Annotated in this window: 14 protein-coding genes; 4 read left to right on the top strand and 10 right to left on the bottom strand. The window is 67.6% G+C overall.

The annotated features are described in order from the left end of the window. Nucleotides 1–55: 55 nt before the first annotated feature. The 6 genes from NO360_RS02375 to NO360_RS02350 all read right to left on the bottom strand — a co-directional run bounded on the left by NO360_RS02375 (nucleotide 56) and on the right by NO360_RS02350 (nucleotide 6,808). Nucleotides 56–322 carry a DUF7511 domain-containing protein gene (locus NO360_RS02375; protein ID WP_256305772.1) on the bottom strand — a complete coding sequence of 89 codons (267 nt, stop codon included), beginning with the start codon at nucleotides 320–322 and terminating at the stop codon, nucleotides 56–58. A gap of 286 nt (nucleotides 323–608) precedes the next feature. Continuing rightward, entirely contained in the window at nucleotides 609–1,673 is a 1,065-nt protein-coding gene (locus NO360_RS02370; protein WP_256305771.1) for an AbrB/MazE/SpoVT family DNA-binding domain-containing protein, read from the bottom strand. 160 nt (nucleotides 1,674–1,833) lie between these two features. Beyond that, entirely contained in the window at nucleotides 1,834–2,757 is a 924-nt protein-coding gene (gene pstB, locus NO360_RS02365) for a phosphate ABC transporter ATP-binding protein PstB (protein WP_256305770.1), read from the bottom strand. Continuing rightward, a complete protein-coding gene (gene pstA, locus NO360_RS02360; protein WP_256305769.1) occupies nucleotides 2,750–4,384 on the bottom strand; it encodes a phosphate ABC transporter permease PstA in 1,635 nt (544 codons plus the stop codon). The genes pstB and pstA overlap by 8 nt, the downstream gene beginning before the upstream one ends. After that, nucleotides 4,384–5,526 (bottom strand): phosphate ABC transporter permease subunit PstC, encoded by a 1,143-nt coding sequence (pstC, locus tag NO360_RS02355; protein ID WP_256305768.1) that lies wholly within the window; start codon nucleotides 5,524–5,526, stop codon nucleotides 4,384–4,386. Before pstC ends, pstA begins: the two co-directional genes overlap by 1 nt. A 67-nt stretch (nucleotides 5,527–5,593) precedes the next feature. After that, nucleotides 5,594–6,808, bottom strand: a complete 1,215-nt coding sequence (locus tag NO360_RS02350; RefSeq protein ID WP_256305767.1) for a PstS family phosphate ABC transporter substrate-binding protein — start codon at nucleotides 6,806–6,808, stop codon at nucleotides 5,594–5,596. 176 nt (nucleotides 6,809–6,984) lie between these two features. Between NO360_RS02350 and NO360_RS02345 the strand changes: the two genes are divergently transcribed. From NO360_RS02345 to NO360_RS02330, 4 genes are all read left to right on the top strand, one after another. After that, entirely contained in the window at nucleotides 6,985–7,923 is a 939-nt protein-coding gene (locus NO360_RS02345; protein WP_256305766.1) for a halo transducer protein, read from the top strand. Between the two features lie 188 nt (nucleotides 7,924–8,111). Then, entirely contained in the window at nucleotides 8,112–9,365 is a 1,254-nt protein-coding gene (locus NO360_RS02340) for a potassium channel family protein (protein ID WP_256305765.1), read from the top strand. Beyond that, nucleotides 9,362–10,618: a TrkA C-terminal domain-containing protein gene (locus NO360_RS02335; RefSeq protein WP_256305764.1), complete on the top strand. Its 1,257-nt coding sequence runs from the start codon at nucleotides 9,362–9,364 to the stop codon at nucleotides 10,616–10,618. Before NO360_RS02340 ends, NO360_RS02335 begins: the two co-directional genes overlap by 4 nt. A gap of 43 nt (nucleotides 10,619–10,661) precedes the next feature. After that, nucleotides 10,662–10,931, top strand: coding sequence for a ubiquitin-like small modifier protein 1 (locus NO360_RS02330; RefSeq protein ID WP_256305763.1), 270 nt, complete (start codon nucleotides 10,662–10,664; stop codon nucleotides 10,929–10,931). Between the two features lie 180 nt (nucleotides 10,932–11,111). Here NO360_RS02330 and NO360_RS02325 read toward each other — a convergent pair whose 3' ends face one another. The 4 genes from NO360_RS02325 to NO360_RS02310 are packed head-to-tail and all read right to left on the bottom strand — an operon-like array spanning nucleotide 11,112 to nucleotide 18,889. Continuing rightward, nucleotides 11,112–13,127: a SpoVR family protein gene (locus NO360_RS02325; protein ID WP_256305762.1), complete on the bottom strand. Its 2,016-nt coding sequence runs from the start codon at nucleotides 13,125–13,127 to the stop codon at nucleotides 11,112–11,114. Between the two features lie 25 nt (nucleotides 13,128–13,152). Further along, nucleotides 13,153–14,517 (bottom strand): DUF444 family protein, encoded by a 1,365-nt coding sequence (locus tag NO360_RS02320; protein ID WP_256305761.1) that lies wholly within the window; start codon nucleotides 14,515–14,517, stop codon nucleotides 13,153–13,155. Then, on the bottom strand, nucleotides 14,508–16,817 hold the full coding sequence (locus NO360_RS02315; protein WP_256305760.1) for a PrkA family serine protein kinase: 2,310 nt from the start codon (nucleotides 16,815–16,817) through the stop codon (nucleotides 14,508–14,510). The genes NO360_RS02320 and NO360_RS02315 overlap by 10 nt, the downstream gene beginning before the upstream one ends. Before the next feature lie 2 nt (nucleotides 16,818–16,819). Beyond that, a complete protein-coding gene (locus NO360_RS02310) occupies nucleotides 16,820–18,889 on the bottom strand; it encodes a PrkA family serine protein kinase (protein WP_256305759.1) in 2,070 nt (689 codons plus the stop codon). Between the last annotated feature and the right edge of the window lie 84 nt (nucleotides 18,890–18,973).

Below are 18,973 nucleotides of genomic sequence, written 5' to 3'. Positions count from 1 at the left end.
CCTGTTGGTCAGTCCCCGCACCCGACGGGGCGCTCGTCGCGCGACGGGAACCGCCTCATCGCCAGGCCGCGAGGTCGACGACCGCCGAGAGGTCCACCGAGAGCCACGTCTCCATTCGCTCGATGCCGGTCAGTCCCGGAGGGTGGACGGTGCCGCGATCCGTCCCCTGATCGCCTTCGGCGATCGACAGTCGAAGGTCGGGCGCCGTTCGGCGGGAGTCCGCCTTCGGGGTCGCTGTCGTCGGGCATTCCATCGATCGAGTGCTCGACCGTCGCGATCGGCGACTGTCGCCGTCGTCGGGAGCGCGGGGGAGACTGCTCATCGCTCGGCTACGTAATTCGCGGCCGAATACATAGCTGCTGCTAAGAGCGTGACGTAGCGCTCCGTGCGCCGGATAGCCGAACGATCGGTTCTGACGGATATATAGTGCTTCCGTCGCATCGTCTCCGGCGCCGCGGAGCACTCGCGACCGCGACCCCGCCTCCGAAGCGTCGGAACGAACGTCACTATGTCACCCGCGACGCGACGAGAATGCCAGTGCCCACGTTCGTCTCAGTTATCCGCACTCGTCTCAGCGGTTCGCGTTCGTCTCGTTTCCCGTGCTCGTCTCAGTTGTCCGCGTTCGAGGGGACCGCGGACCCGTCTTCGGTCCTCGCCTCGGCGACCCGACTCGCCTCGAATCGGTCCCGCTGTATGCCGCGTCTGAGACCGATAGAAGCGATCGACGCCGCGCAGTCGGCCGTGCGCCGAACGGCCGAGAGTGCGCGGACGGGCTCGTAGTTCCCCTCGGATGATTCGAACAGCCGACGCTCGAGTTCGTCGAGCGTCTCGCGGACGGCGTCACACGTCTGCAGCACCGACCAGATGTCGTCGGGGTTCTGGTCGAAGACCGACTCGGCGGCGGTCTCGGCGGCCTCGCGCGCGTCGATCGCCGCGGCCTCGATCTCGGCGGCGACGGCGTCGTCACGCCGGTCACAGAGCGGTTCCTCGAGTGCGAGTGCGACGGCCGCGATCCTGTCCCCGCAGGAGGCGATCTGTGCCAGTTCGTCCGCCACTCTGAAGAAACTGAAGAGGTCCGCTCGGTCCTCGCCGAGTTTATCGATCGCGTCCAGACGGGAGAGGCTCCTGACGAAGTACCGCTCGACCAGCATCGCCAGCCGATCGCCACGCGCGTCGTCCGACTGGGTCGTCCGCGCGCTGTCGGTGCCGAGTAGCGCCTCCGTCGCTTCGCGGTGCCGCGACAGCGCGACGAACTGGAGGTGGCGAACCGACTGTCGGATCGATACCTGCTCGGAGTCGATGACGTTCTTGGTGGTGAGACCCGTCTCCGACTCTTCGTCGATCGCCATCCCCGACAGCGTCCGTACGGTGGCCCGCAGCGATGTCCGTTGACGTTCGGTGAACCCATCTTCCGCCGAGACCCGGATCCTGAGGGCCCCGAGGACGTACGCGGTCCGGAGCAGACGGGCCAGCTGTTCCGGTGACTCGTCGCAGACCGCGAGATCGATGTTCGCCGTTTCGTCGTCGGCGGGCTGGACCACCAGGGTTCCGTCGAGAGAGGCGTGCACGTGCACGACGTCGCCCGCGGAGAGCCCGTTCTCCCGGGCCCACTCGCGCGGGAGAGAAACCGTGAACGTTCCCTTGCTTACCTGTTGTATTTTGCGTGTCTCCATCCGTTAGCTCCGCTATCGTCCGCGAGTAGTTCGATAGTACTCCGGCGCCGGATCCGCTCGGAGGGTGCGGTTTCGACCCCCGGCCGTGCGGGTCCGACTCGGTCGACGGCGTCACGACGCCGCTCGACCGCGACCGTCCGTCATCGCTTCGGCTCTCCGATCAGCCGAACTTTCCGCTGATGTAGTCCTCGACGCGTTGACTCCGCGGGTTCTCGAAGATCTGGTCGGTGTCGCCGTACTCGACCAGTTTCCCGCCGGTCAGGAAGACCGCCGTCTGATCGGAGATGCGCTCGGCCTGTTGCATGTTGTGGGTGACGATGACGACAGTGTACTGCCTGGAGAGCTCGTGGATGAGCTCCTCGATCTTCGAGGTGGCGATCGGGTCCAGCGCGGAGGCGGGTTCGTCCATCAGAAGGACCTCGGGGTCCGTCGCCAGCGCCCTGGCGATGCAGAGCCGCTGTTGTTGGCCCCCCGAGAGGCCGAGCGCGTTGTCGTCGAGGCGGTCGTTGACCTCGTCCCAGAGCGCCGCTTGCTTGAGTGATCGCTTGACGAGTCGCTCTTCTGCCTCCTCGTCGCTCCGGCCGGACAGTCGAGCGAGGAGGCTCGTGTCGATGTCGCCGTGTTTCCGCGGGCCGTAGGAGATGTTGGCCCGGATCGACTTCGGGAACGGGTTCGGCGACTGGAACACCATCCCGACGCGCTTGCGGAGTTCGACCAGGTCGACGCCGTCCTGGTAGATCTCCTGTCCGTCGAGCCGGACCGACCCGTCGATGCGCGCGGACTTGATACGGTCGTTCATCCGATTGAGACACCGGAGGTACGTCGACTTCCCGCACCCCGAGGGGCCGATGAGGGCCGTCACGCTCTTTTCGGGGATCTCCATCGAGACGTCCTTGAGGGCGTGATCGTCGCCGTAGTGGACGTCGAGGTCCTCGACCGCGAGTTTCGTCTCGCCGTCGAAGTGGTGGTCGGTCCACTCCTCGTGTAGCTGTTCGTCCGATTCGCCGCTCGTCGTCTGGAGCGGCCGGGTCGACCCCGCGTCCGTCTGCGTCTGGGTCTGCTCTGTGGGTTCGATTTCACTCATAGCTCAGTTTCCTCCGGAAGTAGTACCGCGTCGCGATTCCCACCGCGTAGAACGATAGCACCACGACGAGCAGGATCAGCGCCGTCGCCCACCGGAACTCCTCCGGGTTCGCGACGTTTTCGCCGAGTCCGACTCCCGCGGTGATGAGCGCGAACAGTTGGTACGGGAGGGCCGATGTCGCCTGAAGCAGTTCGGGGTTCGTCACGAACGGCGGCGAGGCGACGAACTCGAACCCGCCGATCACGTCGACCGTCTGGCCACCGGGAACGAAGGTCCCGCCCGCCATCGTCAGCAGGATGGGTGCCGTCTCGCCGGCGATCCGCCCGACGCCGAGGATCACCCCGGTCACGACGCCGGGGAGCGCCGCCGGCAGCACGACGCTCCGGATCGTCTGCCACTTCGAGACGCCGAGGGCCGCGCTGGCGTCGCGGTACTCGTCGGGGACCGAGATCATCGCCTCGCGACTCGTGATGAGGACCAGGGGCAAGAGCATGAAGCCGAGCGTCAGCATCCCCGCGAGCAGCGACTTGCTGTTGCCGAACCGGGGAATCAGGAACGCGAAGCCGAAGAGGCCGAAGACGATGCTCGGGGTGCTCCAGAGGCCGTTGGTCGCGATCTCGACGACCTGCGTGAACGGCCCCTGTTCGGCGTACTCCGTCAGGAAGATCGCCGCCCCGATTCCCAGCGGCACCGCGAACAGGACCGCGCCGACGACCAGCCAGATCGTCCCGACGATCGCGGGCAGGACGCCCTGGAAGTCGTTCAGCAACGCGACCCCGTTCATCACGAACGGCACGGAGAACGGCAACGACAGCGTGACGCCGAACCCGCCCACTCCGACCGTCGTCCCCGGACCGACGCCCCACCCGAACTCGGCGCCGGTGAGGAGTCCCGGGATGCCCCGCACGACCGTGAACGCGACGAGGACGAACAGGAAGGCCACGATCGAGAGCGCGTTCAGGTAGACGAGCACGTACGCTCCCACGTGTCGGCCGCGAGCGCCGAATCCCCCGTAGGCCTTCGCCGCCGCCCAGCCCGCGTACATCGCGTTCAGGAGCGTCAGCACCGGGATGACGAACTCGGCCGTCAGCGACGCGGTCTGCTCCCAGCCGAGGTCCCACACCCACTCGGGGCCCAGGACGCTCGTCAGGAACACGAGGCCGGTGACGATCGACAGTGCGCCGATCGGGACGGTCGAGCCGACGTCCTCGCGCGGGAACGCCGTCGCCGCGAAGGCGGCACCGCCCATCAGGACGGCGGCGGCGACGCCGGCGACGGGGCCGAGTCCGAGCGTCTCCGAGGCGAACCCGCCGCTGATCAGGAACCAGGGGACTCCGGCGGCGACGGCCGCGATCAGGCCGGCGCTGTGGTCCGCGTTCGTCTCGACGTATCCGAGCCGCGATCCCACGCCGAAGGACGCGACGGCCACCCCGAGGAGGACGAGGAGCCCGCCGAGCAGCGTCACCGTCGGGAGGCCGGCGATCGAGCCGGTGATCGACACCTGTTCCGCGAGCGAGGCGATCGACAGGACGAACAGGACCGTCGAGAGGCCGATCGCCGCCGCGGCCGCGAGGTCGGTTCCGGAGGTCTCCTGATTGACGAGCGACGATCGCGTCGCGCCGGCCATCAGACGTCACCTCCGAACTGCCGCTTCATCCGCCACTCGATGTACTGCGACCCGATCGAGATGAACAGGACGGTGATGAAGAGGATGACCCCGGCGATGAACAGCGCGTCCATCTGGAGGCCGTCCGCGTCGCCGTAGTTGCGGGCGATGATCGACGTGAGGGTCTCCTGGCCGTAGAAGACGTTGTACAGCGGATCGGTGAGCCGCGGCACTCCCTTCAGCATCACCGTCGCGGCCATCGTCTCGCCGATGGCGCGCCCCACGCCGAGGAGGACCGCGGCGGAGACGCCCGAGAAGGCCGCCGGGAGCGTGATCGACGTCATCGTCTGCCAGTCGGTCGTCCCGACCGCGAGCGAACCGCTCTTGATCGACTCCGGCACGCTCGACAGCGCGTCCTCGGCGACGGAGACGACCGTCGGCAGCGCCATCAGTCCGACGACGATCCCGACGAAGAGGTACGTTCCCTGTCCCGTGAGCCGGAACTGATCGGAGGCCCACGGACTCAGAATGGTGAACCCGATGAACCCGTAGACGATCGAGGGGATGCCCGCGAGGATCTCGACACCGGGCTTGACGACCTCCCGGACGGGTGCGGGGGCGATCTCCGAGAGGAAGAGCGCGGCGGAGACTCCCAGGGGGGCGGCCACCGCCGTCGCGATGAGAGTCACCATCACCGTCCCGTGGATCATCGGGACCATAGAGAACCTGATGGGGTCGCTGACGGCGTCCCAGCGCGTCTGGACGAACAGCCGGAGCCCCGGCACGCTCACGCCGAACACGGTCGCGCTCTCGTAACGGACGACCGGGATCGACTCCAGGAAGATGAACACGATGATGAGTCCCAGGATTAAGAGCGTCGAGACGGTCGTGGTCAGCGTCAGGATGCGCGCCGTCACCTCCTGATGGCGGAACCAGCCGTAGACGGTGGCGACGACGAACGCCGCGAGGGGAACGACGGTCAGCGCCGAGACGAGCAGGAAGCCGACGAGCGCGGCGACGAGCGAGAGCGCGACGACCGCCACGACCGCAAGCGCCTCGGGTTCCGTCTCGTCGACGAAGTCGCGCGCCCGTCGGCCCTGCTGCCGAGCGACCGTCCGGGGTCCCGATCGTCCGCGTTCGATGAGAGTTGTAATGAATGACATTTGGTATCAAATATGGCCGACCGCGTGCTGCGTCGCGAACCGCGGTCCCGCAACCGAGCCCGGGGGCTCAGTAGTCGATCCAGTCGCTCAGTTTCTCCCGCTCGGCCTCGATGTCCGCGGTCGGGAGGGGGATGTAGTTGACGTCCTCGACGAACACCGTCTGCCCGAACTCGGTCAGGAACATATTCATGAACGCGGCCTCGCGCTGGTCCGTTCCGCTCGGCGTGTCCTCCGTGATCTTCGTGTACATGTGGAGGTCGCGGTTGAGCGGGTACTCGCTGTCGAAGATGGTGTTCTCCGCGTCGCGGTCGGGCTCGTAGAGCGTCCCCTCGAAGTCGATCCCAATCGGTCGGACCTGGTCGCTCGTGAAGGCGAGCGCCATGTACGCGATGGCGCCGTCGTTCTGCGAGACGAGCTGGGCGACCTGCTGGTTCTGTCCCTGTCGGGTGTCGACGTCCATCGCCGCGTCGGCGTCACCGAGCATATTGAGTCGGAACGCGGTGTCCGTCCCGGAGCCCTCGGCGCGGCCGATTACGAACAGTTCCTGGTCGTAATCAACCCCGTCGAGTTCGTTCCAGTTTTCGACCTCGCCCTGGAAGATGGCCCGGACCTGTTCGCCGGTGAGCTGGGTGACTCCGGCGTCCGAGACGTCACCGCTGACGACGACCGGCTGGCCGTCGCGGCCGACGACGTGGTCGACGACCTCCTCGTCCCGGCGCTCCTCGCTCCAGTCGAGTTCGGCCGTGATCGGTCCCGAGGAGTTACCGATGTCGACGAGCCCGTCGACGACGGCCTCACAGCCGGTGCCCGAGTGCGAGAGGCCGACCGTCGTCGGGAACGGCGGGTCCGAACGCTGCCCCGACGGCTCGAAGCCGGCCTGGCTCGCGAAGTAGTCCGCGATGAGCATGTCCGGCTCGCCAAGTGCCTCCCAGCCGGGCACGGTGCTCTCGTCGTTGGAGCCCCAGTACTCGCCGTCGCTCGGCGGCGCGTTGGAGTTCCAGTAGGAACTGCCCTTGTTCGAGATCGGGTAGACCGTCGACGAACCCTCCGCGTTGAGGAGGGAGGTATCGACGCCGCTTCCGTCCCCGCCCGAGGAGCCAGACTGGGACTGCGTCGGCGTGCTCTCGCCGCCCCCGCCGTCCCCGCCGGACGCCGACTCCGTGTTCGATCCACCCTGTGAGCCACCGCAACCGGCGAGGCCGGCGACTCCCACCGTCCCCGAGGCAACGAGGAATTCCCGACGTGATACGCGGTCTCCGAGGCGCTCTGATTCGCGCGTCATCAACTGGACCCACCCGTGATCGGATAAAAGCGGTTTATAATAGGTGTCTACGGTGGTACCGTCCGATAGTGACGTGTCGTATCCGGACGTACCAGAATGATCGAACGCGAGCGCTCTATAGATCTATAGACACCTAATAGCAGGACGCAAACCGTCCCGGCGACAGCGGGCGAACGATGAGTTCGAACCGAGTGGACGGCGACCGAGCGCTCGTGGGACTGTCGACCGAGGAGGCGGTGGAGGCGATCGTCGCCGCGGACCCGACCCGCGACCCCGACGAGGTGCGGTCGCTCCTCGATCACGTCACGACGGACGACCGCGTAACGCGCGACGGCATCGATTCGACCGTCTCGGACGTCGCGAAGCGCCTGGCGACGGCGGAGACCCGCGTCGAACTCGCCGGGTCGGCGCTCGACGACGCGACGGCGGCCGCCGACGGGGTGCGGGACCTCGACGTCGTCGCGTCGCGCTTAGAAGGGTATCAGTCCACGCTCGACGCGGCAGCGGCCCGGGTGGAACGGCTCGGCTCGGCGCTCCGAGAGATCTCGACTCCCGCGGACGACCCCGACGCGGTCTACGAGTCGGTCGTCGAACTCCGGCGGATCGCCACCGAAATTCAGGAGCCACAGCGGCGGGCCGACGAACTGCAACTGAATCTCGAAGACTTCGAGCGGTGGCTCGACTCCCACGAGCGCAGACGCCGCGCGTTCGAGGAGGACGTCGACGCCGTGGCCGACTCGCTCGAAGCGGCCCGGGGTGATCACGAGGACGCCGAATCCTGGCTCGACGCGTCGTTGCGGGTCGAACTGCTCCCGGTGTTGCTACGGGATCTGCGGGGCGAACTCGCCGACCTTCGCGAGATGGCCGACCGGGACGGCGTCGCGGGCGAACACTGGGACGAGGAGCTTCGGGGCCGGTTGAACGAACTCGAATCGCGAGCCGAATCGGTACGGAACGCGCTCGACGACGCCGGCGACCCGGCGTGGACGGAGGCGTACGGCGACCGGATCGACGCGTTTGCGCGCTCGCTCGACGGGGTCGAACCACCCGTCGACTGGGGCGCGGTCCAATCCGACCTCGAACGGGCCCGCGCGCTCGACGAACTGTCCCCCTGACCGGGTCGTCGGGTCTTGACCACCCGTCGGCGCGGCTGAATCGCTCCGGTGCGACCGCGCTGCCTCGTCTCGGACGTCCAAGACGTGACGCGAGGGAAGTCGCCGCCAACGAGGTGACGAGTGTCTGGAGGACTCGTCCCGGGCGTGCGAGCGACAACTGTAAATCGCCTCCCCGAGAGTAGCCGTCGATGGCATCGCTCCCCGTCGAAATCCTCTACGGTCTCTACCTCGGCGTGCTGACCGGACTCGTTCCGGCGCTCATCGCCTGGCTGCTCGGGTTCGGGTTCAAGTACTTCACCGGAATCACGATTCCCGGGCTCGGCGTCGTCGGTCTGGGGGTGATGATCGCCGGCCTCAACGGCGGACTCCTGGCGCTCGCGGACCCGTCGCTCACCGGCTCCGCGAACCAGTTGCGCCTCACGGTCGCGCTGCTCGTCGTCCTGATGGGAACGCTGTACGCCCACGGGCAGGGCGACAAGATGGGCGCGTCGCTGCCCCGTCGGATGAGCCTCCGCGAGCTCACGAAGCGGACGCTCTCGGCTGACGTCGTCGAACTGGTCGGCGGTCGCGGCCAGGTCAAAATAACCGTCGTCGGTGACGTGGGCGACCTCGAGGGCTACCCGCCGCTCCCGGCGGCGCTGCGGGAGGCGATCCGCGCCGAGACGTGGACCTTTCCGGCTGATCTCCCGCTCGTCGAACTGGAGTCGCGAGTCGCGGCCGCGCTCAGAACCGAGTACGACCTCGTCGAGGTGTCGGTGACGCTCGACGAGCGCGCCCGGGCCACGGTTTCCGCGGCGCCGCCGACGAGCGGGCTCTCGAAACACCTCAAGCCGGGCGAGCGGGCGGTGTCAGTCGACGGGCTCGTCCCGACGGGAGCGGCACGCGGCGACGAGGTGGCGGCCCTCGCCGACGGCGAGCGGTTCGACGCGCGGCTGCTCGGCGTCGTCGAGGACGGCGAGGCGGCGTCGGCCGCGACGGCTGTCGACGCCGGCACGCCGCCGATCGCCGAACCCGACGGCGGCGAGTCGGCCGAATCCAGGGCCAACGCGGCAGAGACGACCGCCTCGACGGCGACGGGCGGTCCCGCGCGAGTCACGCTCGCGCTCGCTCGACAACCGGCGACGACGCTCCTCGGAGCCGACGACGTCAGGCTGATCGTGACGTCCCGAGGGAGCCGACGCGAGTTCGAGTTGGTCGGACTGCTCCGACGGACCGGCAAGCGGTTCCGTCGGTTCACGGTCGGGGCGAAGAGCGAGTTGGCGGGAGCCACGCTCGGCGAGACCGGTCTCCGCGACGTCCACGGCGTGGTGGTGCTCGCGATCAGACACGACGGGTCGTGGTCGGTCGCGCCACGCGGAACGCGGTCGGTCGCCGCCGGCGACGACCTCCTCGTCGTCGGCGGCAAGTCCGCCCTCGACGCCTTCGGGGAGGTGGTCTCGTGAGCCGTCGTTCTGGGTCTGAGGTCGCCCTCCAGATCGGGGCGGGCATCCCGAACGATCCGACGCTGCTCGGCGCGCTGACCCGAGTCGTCGGCCTCGCCCTCTTGGCGGCGATCCTGGCCGCGCTCGGGGCGATACTCTACCGGTGGTACACGCGCGAGGAGATCCCCGCGTGGCTCGCGACCCTCGTCGGCGCGTCCGGCGTGGCAGTCTATCTCAACGCCGTCGGACTCTTCCAGCGGGCCGTCGGGTCCAACCCCGCGGACGTGTTCGACCCGACGGTCGTGATCGTCAACGCGGCGACGCTCGCGGCCGCCATCGCCGTCTCGCCCGCCGGTCGAGCGGTGGGGGATCGGCTCATTACGAGCGCGTTCGCGCTGGTGGGCACGCGCGAACTCGACACCGAGGTGAGCCGACTGGTCAGCAACGTCGGGCGAATCCGCGCCGTCGAACTCCCCGAGGAAGCCGACGACGTGGCGGACATCGAGGGATACGAGCCGGTGCCGTCGGCGACGAAGGAGGAGTTAGCGGGGAAGACGCTCCTCGTGCCCCGGAACCTCCGCGGCGAGGCCCTTCGGGACCGCGTCGTCGCGCGCATCAAGGAGGACTACGGCGTCGGGTACGTCGACCTCGACCTCGCTGACGACGGGACGGTGACGAAACTCGGACTCGGTCGCCGCGTCGCCGGTCTCGGAACGACGCTCGCCCCCGGGTCCGCCGCGGTCGCCGTCCGCGCGGATCCGGGCGCGGGAGCCTCCGCCGGCGACGCGGTGCAGCTGTGGCGGCGCGTCGACTCGTCGGAGACCGACGACGGGGACGGGCGGGCGGCCACGCGCGTCACCAGCGGCGAGTTGCGCGCCGCGACCGACGACGTCGCGACCGTGATCCTCGACGAAGCCGACGCGGCGGCGCTCGCGCCCGAGGAGTCCTACCGGCTCCTGACGCTGCCGACCGACCCCGGCGCGGAACGGGAGTTCACCGCCCTCCTCCGCGCGGCCGACGAGACGATGGATGTCGTCACGGTCGCGGCCGACAGCGACCTGGACGGCGCGACGCTGGGCGACGCGGGCGTGACCGTGGTCGCCGTGCGAACGGGTGGCGGGTCGACCGAGGCGATCCCCCCGCGGAGCCGGGAACTCACCGCCGGCGACGAACTCTACGTGGTCGCCCGACCGGAGCGACTCCGCGAGGTCGCCGCACTGGCCGCGGCTCCGACGCCGGACGGCGGCGTTTCCGAGACCAGCGTCACCGACTGATCGACGGCGTAACGCTCAACTCGTCCGGGGCGCGAGAGGAGGTATGCACACGGTCACCTGGCGACTGTTCGCCGACCTCGCCGAGGTCGCGGGCGGACGGGAACACGCCGTCACCGTCGACGGCGACAGCACCATCGACGACGCGCTCGACGCGCTCCTGGCGGAGTGCGACGGTCTCGACGATCGGATTCTGGACGGCGAGACGCTCGCCGACGACGTGAACCTGATGCGGAACGGCACACCCGCGTCGCTGACGGATTCGATCGACGACGGCGACGAACTCGCGATGTTCCCGCCGGTGACCGGCGGATAGCGACAGATCTGACGGCCGGTACGGGGAGTCGGGATCGTAGCGGCAGCTATCCTCTGGTCCCGTCTCGGGAGCCATCCCCTGGTCTCGTCCCGGCAGCCATCTTCTGGCGTCGTCGTGGCAGCTATTCGCTGACGTTGTCGCGATAGCCGCCGGCGGGCAACGCCGAGAGGGGCGACCCGATTACGACAGCCACTCGTCCGGCTTCGTGTCGTAATCGATGTCGGCCGCGGCGATCCGTTCTTCGAGGTCGGGATCGAGTTCGAACTCCTCGAACCCCTCGCCGTCGTAGCGGATCCGGATCCCGGCCTCGGTCGGTTCCGGTTCGCGGTTGCGGCGGCGCGCGACCTCGACGTCGTGGTCGTCGTACTCCTTGCGGACCGTCATCAGGTTCACCGGCCGCCCCCACAGTTCGTGCACGCGTTCGAGGACGTCCTGCGCTTCGTCGAGATCGAGCATAATCCCGTTGTAGCGGTGGCCCAAGAGGAGCTCGCCGCGGTTCTCGAAGTTGTCGTCGAAGACGGCGATCGTCGGCTTGCCGAAGTTGGTGAACTGAAGCAGGAGCTTCTTCTTGACGTCGTCGGGGTCCGTCGACGCGACGCGGAAGTCGCCGGTCGAGCGGGTGTACTCGTAGGTGAAGTAGTCGTTCGACTCGACGAACTCCGGGGAGAGGAACGCGTCGATGAACGTCACGTCGTTGTGGCTCTCGCGGATCTGGCGCATCCGCTCCCAGCCGGCCGTCTTCTCCACCGCCCCGACCGCCTCCTCGACGCTCCCGTACTTCGCGTCGTCGAACATGTACCTGGCGAGTCCCTCCAGTTCCGAGCGCCTGATCCGCCGGAGGAACCCCCGATTCTGTGGCTTCAGCAGCGAGAAGTGTCGCTCGGCCAGTCCCCGGTACGTGAGGACCTTCCAGGGGTAGCGGTCGACGTCGACGGCCTCGGGGTCCGACAGCGCCCGGTCCAGCGTCTCCCAGTCGACGCGGGGGTCGTCCTCCGGGAGCGCCGCGAGCTCCGCCAGGGTGTCCGAACGGATCCGGTCGATCGCCTCGGGCGGTTCGAGCAGCTCCAGAACCCGCTCGAAGTCGACAGCGTCGTGGAAGTTCCGCCAGGTGATCCCCTCGACGCGGAGGAGTTTCTCGGCGACTTCCCGGCGGTTGGTGGTGTTCTCGACGTACTCCCAGAGCTCCTTGCCGAGTTTGTAGGGGTTGAGTCCGGGCGAACCGAGGACTCGCGCCTGGTGGTCGGCGTAGGTGAGGAACTCGTCGGTGCCGGCGAAGCGCTCCTCGCCCATCATCAGCGACTCCCAGTAGGCCGCCCAGCCCTCGTTCATCGTCTTCGTCATCTTCTGCGGGGCGAAGTAGTACGCCTCCCGGCGGAGGAGTTCGAGCACGTCGGTCTGCCAGGGTTCCATCTCGACGGCCTCGCCGGTCTCCTCGTCGTAGGCGGTGCCGTGGTCGAGGAGGAAGCCGAGGACGTCCGTCCGCGGCCGGTCGAGGTCCGCCGCGGCGGCCTCGGCCTCGGCGAGTTCGTCCAACCACTCGTCGTCGAAGACCGCGCCGCTGACCGCGGGCGAGAAGTCCATCTCGTCGAGGCGTTCTCGGAGGTCCTCCGGCCGGCGCCGCTCCGCGTCGCGGTCGGCGGTCAGCGGCCGGTGCTGGTCGATCGTGTCCTCCAAGCAGGTGACGGCGTCGACGAACCGTTCGACGTCCTCGCGGTCGATCTCGGAGTCCTCGATGTAGCGCTGGATCGTCTCGGCGTGACGTTCGAGCATCGCGGCGGCGTCGAGGTCGCCGTCGCCCGAGAAGCGGCTGAACCACTCGTTGTTGCGGAAGAAGTCCGCGTGCGCCTCAACGTGGGTGATGACGGCCTTCTGGTCGGCCAGCGAGTTCGACTCCTGCAGGAAGGCGTGGCTCGGGTCGTCGTTGTTGACGATCTCGAACGCCTTGCCCATCCCGAACTGGTCTTGCTTCCGCTGGCGGTCGTAGGTCATCCCCCAACGCCAGTGCGGATAGCGGGTCTGGAAGCCGCCGTAGGCGATCAGCTGATTCATCTCGTCGTGGTCGACCACCCAGTAGTTCACCGGGTACGGGTCGAGTCCGAGTTTCCGGGCGAGCGCGGCGGCCTCCCGAACCGGCTCTTCGAGCCGGTCGGCCTCCTGGCGCGCCACCCGTCTGAAACGTCGCAGTCTGGTTGTCATAGGTTGGTGTGTGGCTGTCGCATTCTCAGGACGATCCCGCGGGGGACGCCGTCGACGTCTTCGCCGACGCCGGCTGGAGGATCTCGTAGATCGCCGCGGTGACCTCCTCGGGGCCGCTCACCCGCGCGACGACGACGTCGCCGTCGTCCGCGAAGGCGTCTTCGACCTCTTCGGCGTGCGTCGCGTTGATCGCCGTGCCGCCGGGTTGGGTCTCCACGTAGGCGTGGCGGTTCGCGGGGATCTCCGCCATCAGCGGGATCACCTTCTCAGTGGTGTCGTTCGAGGAGTTCTCGGAGTCGCCGGCGGCGAAGACGTAGCGGTTCCACTCCGCCCAGGGGTACTCTTCCTCCAGGATCGCCTTCGCCAGTTCGTAGGCGCTGGAGATCCGGGTGCCGCCGCCCGAGCGGATGCCGAAGAACTCCTCGCGGTCGACCTCCCAGGCGTCGGCGTCGTGGGCGATGTAGACGAATTCGGCGTTGTCGTACTTCCCCTGGAGGTACCAATCCAGCGGCGTGAACGTCCGCTCGACGAGTTCGCGCTTGGTCTCGCGCATCGACCCAGAGACGTCGCGGATGTTCACGACGACGACGTTCTTCTGCTTCTTCTCCTCGATCTCGGGGTGACGGTACCGCTCGTCGTCGCGGCGGAACGGGACCTCGCGCAGCCCCTTCCGGCGGATCCGCTGGACCGCCGTGGTTCGCTCGACGTTCGCCTCCATCTCCTCGAAGGAGTCCCACGTCCCGCGCTCCTCGTCCGCGATCTCGTCCCACTCGGACTCGATCCACGCCAGCGAGACGAGGATGTTCCGCTCGCGACACCACTGGAACACCGACCGAGGCGTCTCGCCGTCGATCTTCATCGCCTCGCGGACGAAGTCCTCGTCGAAGTCGGTCGCGAGCTTCCGTTTCAAGCCCTGTTTGAACAGCCGCTCGAAGTCGAGCGTGCTGTTCGGCCCCGTGCGCGTGACGTCGGTGAAGTCGCCCTCGACCTCCTCGATCACTTCCTTCCCTTTGGGTTCGAGGTCCAGGCCGAGTTCCTCGTCGAGTTCCTCGGCGAACTCTTCGGGGTCCATCTCGTAGTAGCCGTGTTCGCCGCCCTCCTCGCCGGGCTCGCCCTCTTCTCCCTCGTCGTCGCCGTCGCCATCTCCCGGTTGTTGCTGTGGCTGGCCCACCGGCTGTCCCACGTCCGGGGTGCCGCCGTCGCCCTGCCCGACGCCGCCGCGGTCGAGCCTGTCGTACTGGAACTCCGGGAGGTCGACGACCTTGATCGGGATCTGGATCTGATCCGACTCCGACCCGCTGAGGTCGCCGTAGCGGATGAACGATTCGAGGTCTTCGCGGCGCTCCTCGCCCACCTCACGGAACCGTTCGAGGTCCTCTCTCAGTCCCATCGGTGACGCACCTCCCGCATCACGGCGCGGCTCGTCAGCTCCGCCGAGGCCGGCGTGTAGCCGCGGTCGATCAGTTCCTCGATGGTCTGTTCCTTCAGCCGCGCCGTCTCCGTGTTCTCCGGCGGGTCTTCCCACTGTGCGGGGTCGAAGTCCTCGTAGAGCCGACGGACGTCGGCCCACTCGTTCGTGTCGAGCACCGATCGGATCACCGGGATCTCCGAGAGGTCGACGTCGTCGACGGCGAACTCCTCGTCGCGGTTCTGCCACGCGTAGCGGTTCAGCGCGGTGATGATCTTCTCCCGGCGGAACCGCTTGACCGTCTCCGTGGGTTGGTTGCCGAGGTAGTCGTCCGAGCCGAACCGGCCCAGCTGTTCGGTCTCGAAGAGCTTCATCCGCAGCGGGTCCGGATCGATCGGACCGTGGATGGTCTCGACCTGCTCGTCGCCGTCCCACGCGTAGACGTGCTCGACGTACTCGGCGACCGTCTCCCGCTCGACGGAGTGTTCCGCGAGCAGCGCCGCGAGGACGTCCGCCTCTTGTCTGTCGAGGACGTACTCCTTCGCCATCGCCACCCGACCTTCGTACTCCGCGCGCTCGGAGCGCGAGAAGACCGGCGCCTCGTGGAGTCCCTGGGCCATCGCGTCGAGGACGTCCTCGGGGAGGACGACCCGCTCAACGTCGAGTTCGGGGTGCCACCGGTCGGTGTCCTCGTGCAGCAGGTCCGCGATGACGTCGCGGGTGAACGTGACCGGGATGCCGTGGATCCCCTCGTCCTCGCCGTCGAAGGAGAACTCCTCGACGCCCGTCCGCCCGTCGTCCTCCCGCACGTACCCGTAATCGAACAGCAGCGCCTTGTCGACGAGGTCGTAGCCGGCGGGGACGTCCTCGCTGTCGAGACGCGTGAGCACGCTGTACATCGCCGCGGCCTCGACCGTGTGGGGCGCGAGCTCCCGGGCGCGGACCGCCCCGGCCCCGCTCTGCACGTCGACGTTCAGCGGCGCGCGAACCCGCTCGCGCAGTTCCGTCTCCTCGTCGACGTCCCAGACCGCCGTCTCGTCGGTGAGTTCGCGGCGGATGAGCTCCGCTTCGAGGGAGACGTTCGTGAGGTACCGGAACTCGTGTTTGTCCAAGCGGCGCTTCAGCGCCTTCAGCGGGTCGCGGCCGTTCCGGTCCGAGTACTTGTCGAGTTCCGCGTCGAGGTCGGGGTTCGAGATGATGAGGAGCTGGGTGTCGACGTCCATCCCGGTCCCTTTGTCGAGTTTGACGTGCCCCTCGTCGGGCACGTTCAGGAGCTTCTGCAGCAGATCGGCGTGCTGGGCGGCGTCCTCGACGATCGTGAGGAGGCCGTTGCCCTGCGAGAGCACGCCGTCGTAGCTGAACGCCTGCGGGTTCTTCCGACCCCGCGAGTCGAGTTCGCGGAGCATCCCCGGCATCCACGATCCCACGAGGCGCTCCTTCGGCGACCCGTCGTCCTCGGAGTGGAGGACGCCGATTCCCCGGCCCACGTCGACGACGTAGTTCTTCACGCGCAGGTGCGAGGGGTCGGTGACCGCCGAGAAGAGTTCCCGAGTCCCGTTTCGCCGGTACGTCTCTTCCAAGTGGTCGTACGCCTCCCGGCAGAACGGGTCGAGTTCCGCGTCGACCGCGATCGGTACGTGGTCGTCGGACTGGTCGTTCAGCGCCGCCAGCAACTCCGCCCGAACGTCCGAGGGGAAGACCGACAGCGGATGCGACTGCACCGGGCTCGCGTACCAGTCGGACTCCCGCTCGCTGCCGCTCGTCTCGCCGCCGTAGGAGAGCCCCCGGGTGTCGCTCGCGCTCGCGACGTTCCACTCGACGGTGTACCGACGCCCGGCCTCCGTCTTCGAGTACGCCCGCAGGCCGTTGACGAGACAGCGCTTCAGTTCGGACTTGCCCGTGGCCGTGGGCCCGTCGAACCAGAGGATCTTCTCCGATTTCCCCCGCTCGGCGGCGATGGTCCGGAGGTCGTCGACGAAGCCGTTCAGCACCTCCGTGTTGCCGAGCACGGCGTGTTCGCCGTCGTTCGCCGGGTCGTCGAAGAAGCGGTACCGGTCCCTGGTCTCGCCCTCCTCCAGCACCGTTCGCGTGCCCATCGACTCGATCGCGTCCAGCAGGTACTTCGAGGCGTGCGCGGCGATCGACGGCCGCTCGAAGGCGGCCTCGACGTAGGCTTCGAGGCTCATTGGCTCCTCGTAGGTTCCCCGAAGGTGGTCGTCCGCGCTCTCGACGTACGCTCGCGCCGGATCCGGGTCGGAGCCGTGCGTGTGTTTGGCGGTCATACTCACTCCTCGAGTTCGCTCTTGGCCACCTCCGCGCCGGCGAACTCGAGCACCTCGCGCGCGCCCTCCGGGGAGTATCCCTGCTCGATCAGCGCGTCGATCCACGCGCTGCGCTCGTCGTCGTCGAGTTCGTTCGCGCTGACGAGCGCCGAGAAGTTGATGTTGTGCTTCTTGTCTTCCCAGAGTTTCCGCTCTAAGGCGCGGCGGAGGCGGTCGTTGTCCTGCGGATCGAAGGACGTGCCGTCGCGGGCGCGCCGGGAGACCCAGTTCGAGACCTCCTGGCGGAAGTCGTCCTTTCTATCCTCAGGAATTTCGAGTTTCTCTTCGACGGATCTGAGGAACGTCTCGTCGGGGTCCTGCTCGCGCCCGGTGAGTTCGTCCTCGACGGTGTTGTCGTCGATGTACGCCATCACGTGGTCCATGTACTTCTCGCCCTGCCGGCGGATCTCGTCGATGTCGTAGGCCAGGGCGTGGCGGACGTCCTCGATGGCGCGGTCCTTGTACTCCTCGCGGACGAGTTCCAGGTAGCGGTGGTACCGGTCGAGGTTGTCCTCCGGAATCGAGCCGTGGTTCTCCAGGTTGGCCTCGAAGTGCGAGAACACCGACAGCGGGGAGAGGTACGACCGGTCTCGGTGCGTCGAGTCCATGATCGCCTCGGCGATCTCGTCGCCGATGAACCGCGCGGAGACGCCGTCCATCCCCTCGCCGATGTCGGCCTTCGCCTCGCCGTTCTCCCTGAGCTTTCTGACGTCGATGTCGTCGCCGTCGTCGATTTCGCCGTTGTACGCCTTCGCCTTCTGGACCAGCGAGACCGACCCGTCGGGCTCGGTGAGCCGCGTGAGGACGCCGAACAGCCCCGCCATCTCCAGGGCGTGCGGTTCGATGTGCATATCCGGCACATCGGCGTTCCGGAGCATCTTCCGGTAGATCTCGGCCTCCTCGTCGTACTCGAGGACGTAGGGGAAGTCGATCCGCTTCGTCCGGTCGTTGAACGCCTCCATCTTCTCGTCGCCCTTCTTCTCCCTGTACTCGGGCATGTTCGTCCGGCCGACGATCACCTGGTCGATGTCGATGCGGGGGTTGTTCTTCGGCTTGATCGTCTGCTCCTGGGAGGCGTGCAGGAAGTCGTACAGGAACTCCCGCTGGAGCTTCAGCAGCTCTTCCCCCGAGAAGAGCCCCCGGTTCGCGTTACAGAACGCGCCGGAGTAGTCGAACGCGCGCGGGTCGGACTCGCCGTAGACCGCCAGCTTCGAGTAGTTGACGTCGCCGGTCAACTCCGTCTCGTCCTGGTTCTTCTTGTCCTTCGGCTCGAACGTCTCGACGCACTGCCGCTTGTTCTCCGAGGCGACGAGCCGAACGATCTCGACGTGGTTCTCCAGGACCTCCTGGAGGTCGTCGTCGTAGTGCGCAAGCAGTTTGTCGAGATAGAACTCGGAGGCGGGGTCGAGCGTCTGGTCGTTCCGGATCGTGTACGGGGCGTCGAGACGCTCGTTGAGCCGTTCGATGACTTCGTCGCGCTGCGGCTGTGGCAGCAGGACGAGCGGGTCCTGGTTCATCGGCGAGGTGACGACGTCGTCCTCGGGGTCCTGATCGCGGACGACGTCGCAGAGGTTCGTCCACCGGAACGTGTACATTCGCCCCGCGTCCGTCGCGGTGTAATCCTCGAAGTAACGTCTGACCATCCAGTCGAAGTGGGACTTCCCGGAGCCGACCGGACCGAGAAGGAGTTTGATGCGCTTCTGCGGACCGAGACCGCGCGCTCCCGACTTCACTTTGTTCACGAACTCGTGGATCGATTCGTGGACCTCCCGTCCGTAGAAGGTGTTCTCGCCGTCGTGGAGCGGGTCGTCGGCGGCCATACGATACTCGACGACGCCGGCGTCCTCGTCGTAGTCGGTGCCGTAGTGGTCGAACATGTCCGCCACCCGCTGGTGGGCGTTGCGCGCGATTCGAGGGTCCTCGTACACGGCATCGAGGTACCACTCGAAGCGTTTCGCTTCGCGGAGGTCTTCTGGCACCGAGTCCTTGTACTGCCGGCTGAGGGTTTCGAGGGTTTCTCTGTCACCGTTCATTGTTTGTCCGTCCCGGGGAGCGACAGGCCATCCCGCCGTTCGCCGGCGGGTCACGGCAGACGCGTCGTCCGCCCACCGTATTAT

It is taken from the genome of Halobellus litoreus, assembly GCF_024464595.1.
In the GTDB taxonomy this organism is placed as follows: Archaea; Halobacteriota; Halobacteria; order Halobacteriales; family Haloferacaceae; genus Haloquadratum; species Haloquadratum litoreum.
The sequence above is the reverse complement of the archived record's forward strand: the minus strand, read 5'-3'. Positions and strand labels throughout refer to the sequence as shown.